Here is a 13967-nt window from a genome sequence, read left to right as displayed (position 1 = left end):
CGATCCCGTTGGGGGAAGGGGGCGGACTTCTAGCGCAGGACGACAGCCACGGCTAGGCTGGCGCCATGATCCTGCACCGCCGCACCTTTCTGGCCGCCGGCGCCGCTGTCGCGGCGGCGCCCTCCGTATCTCTCGCGCAGACGGGCTGGGCGCCGCGCGCCTCGATGTCGTGGCCGACGCAGGAAATCTACTGCGCCGCGTTGGATGGGCGGATCACGGTCGCAGGGGGCCTGGTCCGCGCGGCGACAGGCGGGCTGCACATCAATGATCGAACCGCCGTCTATGACGTGAAGGCCGACCTCTGGAGCGAGGGGCCGCGACTGCCGCAACCGCGCCATCACCCGATGCTGGCGGCGGCGGCTGGACGAATCTGGGCCTTCGGCGGCTACGACCGGCGCGACGGCGGCGAATGGACGGCCATGACGGATATATGGGCCATCGATCAGGGCGTCTGGGCTCAGGTGGGTGAGATGCCCGAGCGTCTGTGCGAGACGGTCGGGCTATCGGTGGGCGATCGGGTGCACCTGATCACCGGCCGCTCGCCCAAGGGCGAGGCGAACGGTCAGTGGAACGATCAGGGCGACGTGGCGACCCATCTGGTCTTCGACGCCGCCGCCAATCGCTGGGAGACGGCGCGTCCGGCGCCGATGGCCCGCAACAGCGCGGCGGGCGCCGTGCTGGACGGCAAGTTGTTCGTGGCGGGCGGCCGCACGGTGGACGGCGGCGGAACCGGGCGGCTGGACCGCTATGATCCCGCCAGCGACCGCTGGGACACCCTGGCGCCGATCCCTGCCTCGCCCGCGACCGGAAAGCAGGTCGGCGGCGGTCTGGCTATGGCCGAGGCGGGCGGAAGGCTGGTCGCCTTCGGTGGTGAATGGTTAGAAGGGCGAAGCGGCGGGGTCTTTGCCGAGACCTGGCTCTATGACCCGGCGCGCGACGCCTGGACGGCGGGACCGGCCATGCGCACCCCGCGTCACGGTCTGGCGGCGGCCAGCGTGGATGGAACAGTCTACGCCCTCGGCGGCGGCGAAGTCGCGTCGGGCGGCAAGGCCAGCGGTCTGGTCGAGGCGCTCAGCCTCTGAGACGCCTGAGCTCGGCGGCCAGGGCGCGGGCGCCCGCCGTGACGTCGGCCCAGGTGACGTCGAAGCCGTCGTCCTCGCCGAAATAGGGGTCGGCCACGGCCTGACCGGCGCGGCCCTCGACGTGGTCCAGAAGCAGGCTCAGTTTCGCCGTGGCGTCGGGCGGGGCGAGGCGGCGCAGGTTCGCCAGATTCTCGTGATCCATCGCCACCAGATGGGTGAAGCGGCGGAAGTCGGCGGGCTTCACCTGGCGACCGCGCAGGGCCGAGATATCGACGCCGTTCCTCAGGGCGACTGCCTGGGCGCGCGGGTCGGGCGGAGCGCCGACGTGCCAGCCGCCGGTTCCTGCGGAATCGGCGATCACATCCAGCTTCAGGCGACGCGCTTTTTCGCGGAAGGCGGCCTCGGCCAGCGGCGAGCGACAGATGTTGCCGAGACAGACGAAGAGGACGGAAGGAGCCATGCCCTCAAGTAGCGAAGCGGTAGGGCGACGAAAAGATCAGCGCCGCCCGAACAGCCTCTCGAGGTCGTGCAGCTTCAGCTCCACATAGGTCGGACGGCCGTGGTTGCACTGGCCGGAGTGGGGCGTGGCCTCCATCTGGCGCAGCAGGGCGTTCATTTCGGGCGCCGACAGGACACGGCCCGAGCGGACCGAGCCGTGACAGGCCATGGTGCCGCAGACTTCGGCCATGCGCTCTTTCAGCGACAGGGCGGCGCCGTGTTCGGACAGGTCGTCGGCGATGTCGCGGATCAGGCCCTGAACGTCGGTGTCGCCTAGCAGAGCCGGGGTTTCGCGCACCAGCACCGCGCCCGCGCCGAACGCTTCGACGATCAGGCCCATTTCGGCCAGTTCATCGGCCTTGGCGGCGACGCGCTCGGCTTCGGCGGGGTCCAGTTCGACCACTTCGGGCGTCAGCAGGGCCTGGCGGGTGACGGCGCCATCGGCCATCTGGGCCTTCATCCGCTCATAGACGAGACGTTCGTGGGCGGCGTGCTGGTCGACGATGACGAGGCCGTCGCGGGTCTGGGCCACGATGTAGTTCGCATGAAGCTGGGCCCGCGCAGCGCCCAGCGGATAGTCGATCAGGTCGACGGGGGCAGGGGCGCCAGGCGCGATTTGACCGGCATGTTCGGCCTGGATTTCGCCCAAGGTGCGGAAGCTGGGGGCTGCGGATTCACCGCTCCATGTGTGTTCGACGCGGCCAGAGCGTTCGTTGAGGCCAGGGAGGTTCTGGGCGGCGGCGGCCGGTTGCGACCAGCCTTGCCAGCCGCTCCAGCCCGGCGCGGCGTTGCTGAATGACTGCGGCGTGGCGGGGTTGTAGAGGGCATCGCCCGTATGCGGCCGGAACCCTGACAGGGCGTCTGCAGCGACCGTGGTCGAGGCGCGGTGTCCCGCCGCGTGCAGGGCGTGGCGCAGGGCGCCGACGATCAGGCCGCGCACCAGCGCCGGATCGCGGAAGCGCACCTCGGCCTTGGCCGGGTGGACGTTCACATCGACATACAGCGGGTCGATGTCGATGAAGAGGGCCGCCGCCGGATGCCGGTCGCGCGCCAGGAAGTCGGCGTAGGCCCCGCGCAGCGCGCCCTGCAGCAGGCGATCGCGCACCGGGCGGCCGTTGACGAACAGGAACTGGTGCGCCGCATTGCCGCGCGAATAGGTCGGCAGGCCCGCATAGCCGGACAGGCGCACGCCGTCGCGCTCTTGGTCGATCAACAGGGCGTTGGCCTCGAAATCGCGGCCCAGCAGGGCGCCAAGCCGCTTCAGTCGCCCCTCGTCGCCGGGGTGTTCGGCGGGCAGGCGCAGGGTGGTCTTGCCGTCCAGCGTTAGGGTGAAGGCGACGGCCTCGTGCGCCATGGCCTGACGCTTGATCTCTTCCGAGATGGCCATCGCCTCGGCCCGCTCGGACTTCATGAACTTCAGCCGGGCAGGGGTGGCGTAGAACAGGTCGCGCACCTCGACCCGCGCGCCGTGCGGGCCCGGGAAGGCGGCGGGCGACAGGGGGCGCTGGGCGCCGCCTTCGACGGAGACGGCCCAGGCGTCGTTCTGGGGCAGGCCCGTCTCGGCCCGGGCGCGGGTGGTGATGTTCAGCCGGGCGACCGAGCCGATGGAGGGCAGGGCCTCGCCCCGGAAGCCGAGGGTGAATATGCGCAGCAGGTCCACGTCGCCTGCATCGTCCGGCTCCAGTTTCGAGGTGGCGTGGCGTTCGATGGCGACAGGCAGTTCGTCGCGCGGGATGCCCTTGCCGTCGTCGGCGATGAGGATGCGGGTCAGGCCGCCGCCGTCCGCCTGGATCTCGATGCTGCGGGCGTCGGCGTCGATGGCGTTCTCGACCAGTTCCTTGATGGCGCTGGCCGGGCGTTCGACCACCTCGCCTGCGGCGATGCGGTTGACGGTTTCGGGGGGGAGACGGCGGATGGTCATGTGAGTCGCAAGGATAGGCGCCGTCGTCGCCGGACGCACCTCAATCCTTTTTTCGTGAGCCGGATGACGATTTTCGTGATGCAGGGACTTGAAGCGCGTCAATGGCAACTTATACTGTTGCAGTCGCGACGGCGAGGCCGAGCTGACACACGACCTGTTTGCGGACCTTCTGTCCAGTTATCGTTTCAACCGCCTGATTGAGGTTTTCTCCCCCATGAAGATCAAAGCCGCCCTGATCGCCGTTTCGGCCGCCGCCCTGCTGGCCGCCTGCAGCCAGCCCGCCGATACCGCCGGCGCACCGACGACCGACGCCGCCTCGACCGCTCCGGTCGCGCTGAAGGCCACCTCGGGCGTCTATGTGATGGACCCGACCCACGCCTCGCTGCAGTGGTCGTTGCCGCATAACTCGATCTCGAATTACACGGCGCGCTTCAACAAGTTCGACGCCAAGATCACGCTGGATACCGCCAACCTGGCCAACAGCACGGTCGAGGCGACCATCGACCCGACCTCGGTCGACGCCAACTATCAGGGCGACTACGTCGGCACCCACGCCGCCACCGGCTTCAAGAGCTGGAGCGAGGACATCGCCAAGAACAAGAACTTCCTGAACGCCACGGCCTTCCCGCAGATCACCTTCAAGTCCACCAAGGTCGAGCTGACCGGCGCGCGCACGGCCAAGGTGACGGGCGACCTCACCTTCCTGGGCGTGACCAAGCCGGTGACGCTGGACGCCACCTTCAACGGCGATCTGGAAAAGCACCCCTTCATGCCTGTTCCGGCCATCGGCTTCGCGGCTGAGGGCAAGTTCAAGCGCACCGACTTCGGTATGCCGCTGGGCCCGGTCGGCGACGAGGTGACGATTCGCTTCGACGCCGAGTTCGTTCAAGAAGCCGCTCCGGCCGCACCGGCTGCCTGATAGGCGAACCACGACGAAGGGGCGGGGCCGTTTGGTCCCGCCCTCTTCATGTTCAGACTGACGCGAGAGTTTTCATGACCCGCCGCCCCAGCCGATACAGCGCCGTCGCCATCGCCCTGCACTGGCTGATTGCGGTCGCCATCCTGTCGATGATCCCGATGGGCTGGTGGATGAGCGACGCCATTGCTCAGCCGGACACTCAGGCGCTGGCCTATCGCGTTTTCCAGATTCACAAGTCGATCGGCTTTCTGATTCTGGCGCTGACGGTGCTGCGGATCGTGTGGCGGCTTACGCACCCGGTCCCGGCTCTGCCGGGCGCCATGAAGGGGTGGGAGCAGTTCGCCGCGCGGGCGACGCACGCCGCCTTCTATGCCCTGATGCTGGCCCTGCCGCTGACGGGGTGGATCTATGTCTCGACCGGCTGGGCCGTGGTCACGGACACGCCGCTGGCCGTGGCGACCAGCTGGTTCGGCCTGTTCACCATTCCGCACCTGCCCTTCATCGAGCACGCTTCTGAAGCCGCCCGCCGCGCTACGGCGTGGATGGCCATGGGCGCGCACAGCAAGCTGGCCTGGGGCGCCATCGTTCTGGTCGTCCTGCACGTCGGAGCGGCGCTGAAGCATCAGTTCTTCGACCGCGACGGCGTGTTGTCGCACATGATCCCGGTCCTGCCGCATGGCGACGACAGTCACGGCCTTGCGCCCGAACCGACGCCAGCCCTGCGCTGGGCCGAGCGGCTGGCGGGCGTTGCTTTCGTGGTTGTGATCGGCGCCGCCTTCGGTCTGGCGGCCAGGCCTGCGCTGAGGGCGGAAGGGCAGGCGGTCGCCTCCGCGCCCGTCGCGGCGCCTGCAGTCGACGCCGCCGTGACGCCGGGCACGGCCGCAGCCTGGACCGTGGACAAGGCCGTCTCGACCATTCAGTTCGCCGGAACCCACACCGGCAAGGCGTTCACCGGCCGGTTCGAGCAGTGGGACGCGCAAGTGTGGTTCCACCCGGCCGATCTGGCGGGCTCGAAAGCCGTAGTGACGGTCCAGACCGGTTCGGCGAAGACGGGCGACGCGACCCAGGAAGGCAGCCTGCCGGGCGCCGAATGGTTCGATACCGCGACCTATCCGACCGCCCGGTTCCAGGCGACGGCGTTCAAGGCGCTGGGCGGAAACCGCTATGAGGCGGCCGGAACTCTGCGGATCAAGACGACGACGGTTCCGGTCGTCCTGCCCTTCACCTTCGACGAGGCGAACGGGACGGCGACGGTTGCGGGCAAGCTGGAGTTGGACCGCACGGCCCTGAACATGGGCATGATGTCCGACGCGGGCGGCGACTGGGTGTCCAAGGCCATCGGCGTCGAGATCAAGGTGAAGGCGACGCAGGCGGGGTAGGCCTCTTTGACGTTCAGCCTACCTGCGCCCGGTGCCGCAGCATGGCGTCGGCCAGGACGATGGCGGCCATCGCCTCGACCACCGGCACGCCGCGCAAAGCGACGCACGGATCGTGACGGCCCTTGGTGCGCAGATCGACTTCGGCGCCGTCGCGGTTGATCGACTGGCGCAGGGTCAGGATGGAGGAGGTCGGCTTGAACGCAACTCGCGCGGTAAGGGGCTGGCCCGAAGAAATGCCGCCCAGTACGCCGCCCGCCTTGTTCGACAGGAAAACCGGCCGGCCGTCCGCGCCCAGGCGCATTTCGTCGGCATTGTCCTCGCCCGACAGCTCGGCTGCGCCGAAACCGGCGCCGATCTCGACGCCCTTGACCGCGTTGATGGACATCAGGCCTGCAGCCAGCTCAGCGTCCAGCTTGCCGTAGAGGGGCGCGCCCCAACCGGCGGGCACGCCCTTGACCTCCAGCGCCACGACGGCGCCGATGGACGAGCCCGCCTTGCGCACACCGTCCAGATACTCTTCCCAGGCGGGCACGACCTCGGCCGAGGCAGCGAACAGGGGGTTGTCGTAGACGGCGCCGAAGTCGATGGCGTCGTCGGCGATGCGATGCGGGCCGAGCTGGACCACGCCCGCGCGGATGACGATGCTCTCTCCCAGCACCTTGCGGGCGACGGCGCCGGCCGCCACGCGGCTGGCCGTTTCGCGCGCGGAGGAACGGCCGCCGCCGCGATGGTCGCGCACGCCGTATTTGCTTTGATAAACGTAGTCGGCGTGGCCGGGGCGGAAGGCGCGGGCGATCTCGCCATAGTCCTTGGACCGCTGATCGGTGTTCTCGATCATCAGGCTGATCGGCGTGCCGGTCGTGACTGGACCGTTTCCGTCATCGAAGACGCCGGACAGGATTCGGACCTGGTCGGCCTCCTGCCTCTGGGTGACGAAGCGGCTGCCGCCGGGCTTTCTCAGGTCGAGCCAGGGCTGAATGTCGGCTTCGGTCAGCGGGATCAGCGGCGGGCAGCCGTCGACGACGCAGCCGATGGCCGGGCCGTGGCTTTCGCCCCAGGTGGTGATGCGGAACAGATGGCCGAAGGTGTTGTGCGACATGACGGCGAGGCTTAAGCCGCCATGCGCTGCGGCGTCCAGACCCGAGTGAACCGAAGCAGCATATCCTCGGCCGCTGAGGGCAGTTCGTCAGACGGAATCAGCTTCACGAACAGGTCGCCTGCAGGACGCCGGCCACGCGCGGGCAGGCCCAGGCCCGGCATGCGCAGGCGAACCGGCGCGGTCATGTCCGGCACCAGCCATGCCGGTTGCGGCCCGGCGTGGGTGTCGATCTCGATCCGTCCGCCGTCTCGCATCAGCCGCGAGGCGATCGGCCAGTCCATGAACAGGTCCGCGCCCAGCACCGACAGGCCATCTGCAGGGCGGATCAAGACCGGGATCAGTCCCTTGACGTCCTTCAGGCGAATACGATCCGCCGTTCGTACGCCGGGCGGGACATGCACCAGCAGCTGGCGGCCTGACGCCCTGACGCAGACGGTTCCGCCGCTCAGCGCCTGCATGGGGGTCAGTACGATCAGGGCCGGGATGACCTGGCGCGCAGGAAGGGGCGTCTCGGCTCGGCTTTCGACGCGAACAGGCGCGGGCAGGGCGGGGAGTTGCGCCTGCAGCAGGCGGTAGGCGGCGACTGTTCTTCTGAACCGCTCGGCGTCGCCATCGGGATGGTCGGGGTGAACGGCCTTCACAGCGGCGCGAAACGCCGCCGTCAGCCCATCGGCGTCCGCGGGGCCGCGCAGCCTCAACAGCATCCGTGCCTCGGCCATGGAAAGAAACGGCTGCGCGTTCATGGCGACACCGTGCGGGACTATGGTCAAGACGAGGTTAACCGTCTTTCGATGCGCCAGCGCGGAACAGGGTGCGCGGCGACGCTTTGGGCTATTGACACAGGAGCCATGTCAGCCAGGGATGGCCCGCGCCTTTATGCGGCCTCAGGAAGCCTTGTTAGTGACTATGTCGGTTATCCCGCCCAGCCCATCCGCAGACGATTACGCCGCCCAGTTGGCGGCCAACGCCGATGACACGATCTTTGATCGTGATGAGCCGATCGGCCTGTTCGTCGAATGGCTGGAAGAGGCCAAGCGCAGCGAGCCGAACGACGCCAACGCTATGGCTCTGGCCACCGTCGATGCAGAAGGCATGCCCGACGTCCGCATGGTTCTGTTGAAGGATGTCGATGCCCGGGGCTTCACCTTCTTCTCCAACCAGGAGAGCGCCAAGGGAGAGCAGCTTTGGGCCCATCCGGCGGCCGCCCTGCTGTTTCACTGGAAGAGCCTGCGACGCCAGGTCCGCGTACGCGGCGCGGTCGAGCGCATCAGCGCCGAGGAGGCCAGCGCCTATTTCGCCAGCCGGGCGCGGGAAAGCCGCATCGGCGCCTGGGCCTCAGACCAGTCTCGCCCTCTCAGCAGCCGCGATGCGCTGGAGGCGAGGGTCGCCGAACAGACGGCGAGGTTCGAAGGCGAGGAGGTGCCGCGTCCGGACCGCTGGACCGGCTGGCGCGTTCTTCCTCAGCAGATCGAGTTCTGGCGGGACCGTCCGTTCCGCCTGCATGATCGGCTGCGGTTCGATCGCGTGGCGGAGACCTGGTCGACCAGCCGCCTGTGGCCGTAAAAACGGCCTCTCAGGCCTGATAGCGTGACAGGAAGGTCCGCACGGCGTCGGCGGCGATCTCGGCCGTTGCGCGTTGGGCGCGGACCTGGCCGCCCGTGACCATGGGCACGAAAAAGACGGGATGCTCGATCATTCCCATCAGTTGCCCTGCCGCCCAGGAGGCCTTTTCCAGCTTCAGATCGCCGCTGGCCTCCATCTCGTTCAGCGCGACGATCAGCGGCCCGCCGAAATCGTTCTTCGCCTTGTCGAAAAAGGCGATGGCCAAGGCTTCAAATCGCGACCGTTCCGTGATGACCAGGCGGAAAATGGCCTGGACGAAGGCGTCGCTCATGAAGTCGGCATAGGTTGTGAGGAAGCCCAGCAGACGCTCTTGCGGCGACCCGGTGCAGTTCTGGACCGCTGACATTCTGACCGTGAAGTCGGCCGCCGCCTCCTCGATCACCGCCGCAAAGAGGGCGGCCTTATTCTCGAACATCGCATAAAGGGTGGCGGTCGAGACGCCGGCCTCTCGTGCGATCGGCTCCATCCGCGTGCCGACATAGCCTTCGGTGATAAAATGCTGCCGCGCCTGCCGGACCAGCGCCGTGCGCCGAGGGTCGTCGATATCGTTGATAGGGGCCGTCATGGCGTTCACCAGCCTTTCGCCGGAGATTGCCTTTAAGTCGCCGCAATTGCAACGGGATCGTAAAACGTCACGCCTGACCGTCGTTACGCCAGCCAGGTCTCTAGCAGGGGGTGGGCGAGGACGGGCGCGGCCAGTCGCACGACGGCCTGGGGGTCTTCCAGACGCACGGCCGCCGTGGCGTCGGCGACGATGAAGTCAGCGTGGACTCGCGACGGCTCGGTCAGCCGTTCATGGCCGGGCCGGACGGTGCCGAGGTACTGTTGAATGACTGATTCCGCCGTGCGGCCGCGTTCAGTCTGATCGCGCAACAGGCGTCGGATGAAGCGGATGTCCGCAGGCGTATCGACGAACACCTTGATATCGAACAGCGCCGCCAGGGCGGGCGTGCATAGCAGGTGCGTGCCTTCGACCACGATCACGTCAGTGGCGCTGACCGGTTCGCCCTGCGCCTCTCGCCCGTGATGGATGAAGGAATAGACGGGCGCCGTTATGGCCTGTCCGCTCTTGAGCGCAGCCAGATCGGCGATCAGCAGATTGTGATCGCGCGCCGCCACGTCGTCGAAATCATGCGTCGCGGCGTCGAAGCCGGGAATGGACGCGGCGTCCAGATAGTAGGAATCTTCCCGCAACAGCGTGGCTATGCCGTCGGGCAGGGAGGAAACAAGGGCTTCGGCCAGGGTGCTCTTGCCCGAGCCCGAACCGCCGGTGATTGCGATCAAGATGGTCATGGGCGCTCTACTTCCTCCGGACGCGTTGTAAGGCAAGCCCGGCGTGGGCGGTTTTAAGGCGATCTGTCGCGGGCAGGCTTCCCTTGCGTCACGTTGCCTGTGGCGGTTCACCTGTCTTAGCGTGGCGACAAGCGCTGCTTTCAATTAGGCGCACATACGAGGGAAATGCCGAATGCTGGGTATGATGCAGGACTGGCCGTTGACGGTCGACAAGATCCTGGACCACGCGAAGAACTGGCACGGGGGACGCGAGGTCGTGACCCGCTCGGTCGAAGGGCCGATCGTCCGCACCACCTACGCCGCCATTCATGATCGCGCGCGCCGGGTTTCGAACGCCTTGCTGGCCTGGGGGATCAAGCCGGGAGACCGTGTGGCCACCCTGGCCTGGAACACCGGCAACCACATGGAGACCTGGTACGGGATCATGGGAATCGGCGCCGTCTGCCACACCCTGAACCCCCGTCTTTTTCCCGAGCAACTGGCTTACATCATCAACCATGCCGAAGACCGGGTCATCTTCACCGACCTGACCTTCGTGCCGCTGCTCGAAGCCGTCCTGCCGCACTGTCCGACGGTCGAGCGGGTCATCGTGATGACCGACGCCGCCCACATGCCTCAGGCCAAGCTGCCGAAAGCCGAGGCCTATGAGACCGTTCTGGAACAGGTCAGCAGCGACGTCGTCTGGGGCGGCTTTGACGAGCAGACCGCCTGCGGCCTCTGCTACACATCGGGCACGACCGGCAATCCAAAGGGCGTGCTGTATTCGCACCGTTCGAACTTCATCCATACCCTGCTGGGCCTGCAATCGACGGTCATGGGGGCGACGCCCAGCGAAGTGATCCTGCCCATCGTGCCGATGTTCCACGCCAATGCCTGGGGCATAGCCTTCGGCGGGCCGGCGGCCGGATCCAAGCTGGTCATGCCGGGCGCCAAGATGGACGGCGCTTCTGTCTATGAACTGATCGAGACCGAAGGCGTGACCTTCTCGGCCGCCGTGCCGACGGTCTGGCAGGGGCTGTATGGTCATATGGTCGAGAACGGGCTGAAGTTTTCGACCCTGCGCAAGGTTCTGATCGGCGGGTCCGCCTGTCCTGAGGCCCTGATCCGAGGCTTTCAGGACCAGTTCGGCGTCGAGGTGGTTCACGCCTGGGGCATGACCGAGACGTCGCCGATCGGCACCATCGCTAACCTGACGCCTGAGCTGAAGGCCAAGCCCTATGACGAGCAGATGGCCTGGCGTCTGAAGCAGGGCACGCCGCCGCTGGGCGTCGAACTGAAGATCAAGAATTACGGCGGGCAGGAAATGCCCCATGACGGCAAGACCTTCGGCCGGGTCATGGTCAAGGGACCGACCATCGCCGGCGCCTATTTCAAGGGCGAGGGCGGGGACATCCTGGACCACGAGGGCTTCTTCGACACGGGCGACATCGCCAGCGTGGACGCCTACGGCTTCATGCAGATCACCGACCGCGCCAAGGATGTGATCAAGTCCGGCGGCGAATGGATCAGCTCTATCGACATCGAAAACATCGCCGTGGGCCACCCGAAGGTCGCCCTGGCCGCCGTCATCGGCGCGGCGCACCCGAAGTGGGACGAGCGGCCCGTGCTGTTAATCAAGCTCAAGGATGGCGAGGCCGAGGACAAGCAGGAGCATCTGGACTTCCTGCAGGGCAAGATCGCCAAATGGTGGATGCCTGACGATGTCGTCTTCGTGGACGACATTCCGCTGGGCGCCACGGGCAAGATTGATAAGAAGACCCTGAGAGAGCGGATGAAGGACTATCAATTGCCCGCCGCTGGCTGACTGCTAGGGAGGATCCCATGTCGACGCCCCGCCCCAAGGGAAACACGCTCGCCAAGCTGCTTCTTGCAACGACGCTGCTGGCGCCGGGCCTGCTGTTGGTTGCGTCCGCAGGAACCCGAGGCGAGCTGTGGAGCACGGACTTCGGCATGGGGGTGCTGGCGCTCACGGTCGGACGCATTCTGGCCTACCTCGGTCTGGCGGCGGCTCTGGTCGCCTGCCTGCTGGCGTTTCGCGAGCGTCGTCTCATGGGTATCGCCGGCGCCGCCCTGCTGATCGCGGGCGCGACGATCGCAGGCTATGTGCTTCAGGAGCGTCGTTTCACCGACGCGCCGCGCGATGTGACCACGGATGTGAATGAGCCGCCCGCGTTCGCTCGGGGCCTTGCGGCTGAAAGGCGCCTCGCCGGCACAGACGACAGCCATCCTCGGGCCTGTGCGGGACTTGAGCCTGCATCGACGCAGGTTGCGCCTGAAACGGCCGCCTGGGCGCTTGAAAAGGCAGGCTTCACCGTGTTCGGCACGTCTCCCTTCCGAGTTGATGGGCGTAAGCAGAGCGCCTGGTTCGGCGTCACCCACGACGTCACCGTTCGCATCCGCCCTGGCCGGACAGATGTGCGCGTCGCCGGACGAGACAGGCTGAAAATTGGTGATGAAGCCTGCCGCCTCGCCAAGGCGGTGGCGGCTGAACTGACGCCCTAATCGCCTTCAGTCAGTCGCCAGTGGGCGCCAAGCTGGGCTTCAGGCTCGGCATGAACGCGTCCCTCCTTCAGCAGCTTAATCAGGTGGCCCAGCACCGACAGGCTGGCGGCGGGCCAAAGGCGTGCATCCACGGCGGCGTACAGGATCGGCACCATTTGCGCGATGATCCGGTCGCCTGCCGCCAGTCGGGCCATGATCTGGGCTTCCCGCTCCAGTCGGTGCGCGCGATAGGCCTTCAGGAAGGGCGCGACCTGGGTTATCGCTGGGCCATGTGTGGGCCAGATGGTCGAAAAGCCGCGCGTCAGTACGGCGTCGAGGCTTTGCATATAGGCCGTCATGTCACCGTCAGGCGGCGCCACGACGCTCGTCGACCAACCCATGATATGGTCGCCGCTGAACAGGGCGTTCTCTTCCCTTAGAATGAAGGCCATGTGGTTCGAGGCATGGCCGGGCGTCGCCATCGCCTCAAGGGTCCAGCCGTCGCCCTCGATCCGTTCTGCGCCGGTCAGGACGATATCGGGACGGAAATCCTCGTCGTCATCCTCATCCAGGCCGCTGTCCGAGGCGTGAATGGTGCGCGCGGGCGGCTGCATGGCCAGGATCGGCGCGCCACCGACCGCTTCTGCGAACGGGCGGGCTAGGGGGGCGTGGTCGCGGTGCGTATGGGTGACCAGCACATGACTGACCGTGCGTCCGGCCACCGCGCGCAGCAGGGCGTCCAAGTGAACGTCATCCAGCGGGCCAGGGTCAATGACCGCCACGCCCGCGTCAGGCCTATCCCGGCCGATGATATAGGTCCCCGTGCCTGTGAAGGTGAAAGGCCCGGGGTTGTCCGCAATGACGCGCTGGATCAACGGCGAGACCTGATCGCGCCGTCCATAGGCGAAGTCGAACTGGCGAACGTAAGGGATCATGGCCAGCTTCTCTGCGCGCCGTCAGCCTTAAGTTCAACCTACTGCCGCTTCACCCGTACGGCGCGGCTCTTTCCCGCAGTCAGCAGAAAGCTGCCCAGAGCGGCGCGACGGACGCGCACTTCTGTCCCGTTTCGATTCTGGAAACGAACCGGGGCGGAATCGATTTGTCGCCATTCGCTGCCATCGGCCAGCCGGAAGGTCCATTTCCCTTCATGATCCTGGCCCGCGCCCAGCAAGGTCGTTTCCACCGAATCGAGATCGGATTCGCCCTGCTCTCCATCACTGCCTCTGCTGAAAAGAGCGGGCAGAGCCGGAGCGGTAAAGCCGAATAGCTGACGACGCGCTTCGCGAATCTGTTGGCGCTCCATCACCACCAAATCGCCCTGGCGTTCAGCCGTATCCAAAGCGTCCGCCGTTCGGTCAAAGCAGGCCAAACGCGCTGCTGCATCCGGCATGGCCCGGCACTCCGACAGCGCACTCAGCATGGCGGAGCGTTCAGTGGTGTGAACTTGCGCCACGGCGTCGCTGCTGAGGCCGAACGCGCTGATTGTGGCGGCGCAAAGGGTCAACATTAGTCGCATTTTAGCCCCATTCGAAATTTCAGTTTTGACAAGGAAATGTCCGTTATGCTCGAAGCGCGTTCAAATTCATGCTCGTCATAGCGTGGCGAAATTACGACATATGAGAGGCGCAATCGTAACTGTCATGTAATTTGCGTGGCCTATATTCGATCAGCA

14 protein-coding genes are annotated in these 13967 nt (G+C 66.6%); 6 read left to right on the top strand and 8 right to left on the bottom strand.

Translation table 11 applies throughout. The features are described 5' to 3' along the window. Positions 1-65: 65 nt before the first annotated feature. Positions 66-1082 carry a Kelch repeat-containing protein gene (locus tag D1604_RS02740; protein WP_119412085.1) on the top strand — a complete coding sequence of 339 codons (1017 nt, stop codon included), beginning with the start codon at positions 66-68 and terminating at the stop codon, positions 1080-1082. Here the strand turns inward: D1604_RS02740 and D1604_RS02735 are convergent. After that, on the bottom strand, positions 1072-1542 hold the full coding sequence (locus D1604_RS02735; RefSeq protein WP_119412084.1) for a low molecular weight protein-tyrosine-phosphatase: 471 nt from the start codon (positions 1540-1542) through the stop codon (positions 1072-1074). The genes D1604_RS02740 and D1604_RS02735 overlap by 11 nt on opposite strands. Before the next feature lie 36 nt (positions 1543-1578). Next, positions 1579-3501, bottom strand: a complete 1923-nt coding sequence (mutL, locus tag D1604_RS02730; RefSeq protein WP_119412083.1) for a DNA mismatch repair endonuclease MutL — start codon at positions 3499-3501, stop codon at positions 1579-1581. Between the two features lie 214 nt (positions 3502-3715). On the opposite strand from mutL, the gene D1604_RS02725 reads away from it, so the two are divergent. Next, positions 3716-4420, top strand: coding sequence for a YceI family protein (locus tag D1604_RS02725; protein WP_119412427.1), 705 nt, complete (start codon positions 3716-3718; stop codon positions 4418-4420). Between the two features lie 74 nt (positions 4421-4494). Continuing rightward, positions 4495-5799 carry a YceI family protein gene (locus D1604_RS02720; protein ID WP_119412082.1) on the top strand — a complete coding sequence of 435 codons (1305 nt, stop codon included), beginning with the start codon at positions 4495-4497 and terminating at the stop codon, positions 5797-5799. 13 nt (positions 5800-5812) lie between these two features. Here D1604_RS02720 and aroC read toward each other — a convergent pair whose 3' ends face one another. Both aroC and D1604_RS02710 read right to left on the bottom strand, forming a co-directional pair. Next, positions 5813-6898: a chorismate synthase gene (aroC, locus tag D1604_RS02715; RefSeq protein WP_119412081.1), complete on the bottom strand. Its 1086-nt coding sequence runs from the start codon at positions 6896-6898 to the stop codon at positions 5813-5815. Between the two features lie 11 nt (positions 6899-6909). After that, a complete protein-coding gene (locus tag D1604_RS02710) occupies positions 6910-7641 on the bottom strand; it encodes a J domain-containing protein (protein WP_119412080.1) in 732 nt (243 codons plus the stop codon). A gap of 163 nt (positions 7642-7804) precedes the next feature. Between D1604_RS02710 and pdxH the strand changes: the two genes are divergently transcribed. Next, entirely contained in the window at positions 7805-8461 is a 657-nt protein-coding gene (gene pdxH / locus D1604_RS02705; protein WP_233551874.1) for a pyridoxamine 5'-phosphate oxidase, read from the top strand. Between the two features lie 10 nt (positions 8462-8471). Here the strand turns inward: pdxH and D1604_RS02700 are convergent, their stop codons facing one another. After that, positions 8472-9086: a TetR/AcrR family transcriptional regulator gene (locus D1604_RS02700; protein WP_119412426.1), complete on the bottom strand. Its 615-nt coding sequence runs from the start codon at positions 9084-9086 to the stop codon at positions 8472-8474. 83 nt (positions 9087-9169) lie between these two features. Next, on the bottom strand, positions 9170-9814 hold the full coding sequence (gene udk, locus D1604_RS02695) for a uridine kinase (RefSeq protein ID WP_119412078.1): 645 nt from the start codon (positions 9812-9814) through the stop codon (positions 9170-9172). A 172-nt stretch (positions 9815-9986) separates the two neighbouring features. Between udk and D1604_RS02690 the strand changes: the two genes are divergently transcribed. Beyond that, complete coding sequence (locus tag D1604_RS02690; RefSeq protein WP_119412077.1) at positions 9987-11618, top strand: long-chain-fatty-acid--CoA ligase; 1632 nt, start codon at positions 9987-9989, stop codon at positions 11616-11618. A 17-nt stretch (positions 11619-11635) separates the two neighbouring features. Then, complete coding sequence (locus tag D1604_RS02685; RefSeq protein WP_024352676.1) at positions 11636-12316, top strand: DUF1499 domain-containing protein; 681 nt, start codon at positions 11636-11638, stop codon at positions 12314-12316. Here D1604_RS02685 and D1604_RS02680 read toward each other — a convergent pair. Next, positions 12313-13230, bottom strand: a complete 918-nt coding sequence (locus D1604_RS02680) for an MBL fold metallo-hydrolase (RefSeq protein WP_119412076.1) — start codon at positions 13228-13230, stop codon at positions 12313-12315. The two genes, D1604_RS02685 and D1604_RS02680, sit on opposite strands and share 4 nt — an antisense overlap. Positions 13231-13268: 38 nt before the next feature. Next, the gene (locus D1604_RS02675; protein ID WP_147399864.1) at positions 13269-13802 is read right to left on the bottom strand and encodes a hypothetical protein; all 534 of its coding nucleotides are present in this window, start codon (positions 13800-13802) and stop codon (positions 13269-13271) included. Between the last annotated feature and the right edge of the window lie 165 nt (positions 13803-13967).

The organism is Brevundimonas sp. LPMIX5, from assembly GCF_003576505.1.
GTDB lineage: Bacteria > Pseudomonadota > Alphaproteobacteria > Caulobacterales > Caulobacteraceae > Brevundimonas > Brevundimonas naejangsanensis.
The sequence above is the reverse complement of the archived record's forward strand: the minus strand, read 5'-3'. Positions and strand labels throughout refer to the sequence as shown.

Bases quoted from the DNA above. Each gene is read 5' to 3' on its own strand.
- D1604_RS02740 (WP_119412085.1), top strand. From the start codon at position 66: ATGATCCTGCACCGCCGCACCTTTCTGGCCGCCGGCGCCGCTGTCGCG.
- D1604_RS02735 (WP_119412084.1), bottom strand. From the start codon at position 1,542: ATGGCTCCTTCCGTCCTCTTCGTCTGTCTCGGCAACATCTGTCGCTCG.
- mutL (WP_119412083.1), bottom strand. From the start codon at position 3,501: ATGACCATCCGCCGTCTCCCCCCCGAAACCGTCAACCGCATCGCCGCA.
- D1604_RS02725 (WP_119412427.1), top strand. From the start codon at position 3,716: ATGAAGATCAAAGCCGCCCTGATCGCCGTTTCGGCCGCCGCCCTGCTG.
- D1604_RS02720 (WP_119412082.1), top strand. From the start codon at position 4,495: ATGACCCGCCGCCCCAGCCGATACAGCGCCGTCGCCATCGCCCTGCAC.
- aroC (WP_119412081.1), bottom strand. From the start codon at position 6,898: ATGTCGCACAACACCTTCGGCCATCTGTTCCGCATCACCACCTGGGGC.
- D1604_RS02710 (WP_119412080.1), bottom strand. From the start codon at position 7,641: ATGAACGCGCAGCCGTTTCTTTCCATGGCCGAGGCACGGATGCTGTTG.
- pdxH (WP_233551874.1), top strand. From the start codon at position 7,805: ATGTCGGTTATCCCGCCCAGCCCATCCGCAGACGATTACGCCGCCCAG.
- D1604_RS02700 (WP_119412426.1), bottom strand. From the start codon at position 9,086: ATGACGGCCCCTATCAACGATATCGACGACCCTCGGCGCACGGCGCTG.
- udk (WP_119412078.1), bottom strand. From the start codon at position 9,814: ATGACCATCTTGATCGCAATCACCGGCGGTTCGGGCTCGGGCAAGAGC.
- D1604_RS02690 (WP_119412077.1), top strand. From the start codon at position 9,987: ATGCTGGGTATGATGCAGGACTGGCCGTTGACGGTCGACAAGATCCTG.
- D1604_RS02685 (WP_024352676.1), top strand. From the start codon at position 11,636: ATGTCGACGCCCCGCCCCAAGGGAAACACGCTCGCCAAGCTGCTTCTT.
- D1604_RS02680 (WP_119412076.1), bottom strand. From the start codon at position 13,230: ATGATCCCTTACGTTCGCCAGTTCGACTTCGCCTATGGACGGCGCGAT.
- D1604_RS02675 (WP_147399864.1), bottom strand. From the start codon at position 13,802: ATGTTGACCCTTTGCGCCGCCACAATCAGCGCGTTCGGCCTCAGCAGC.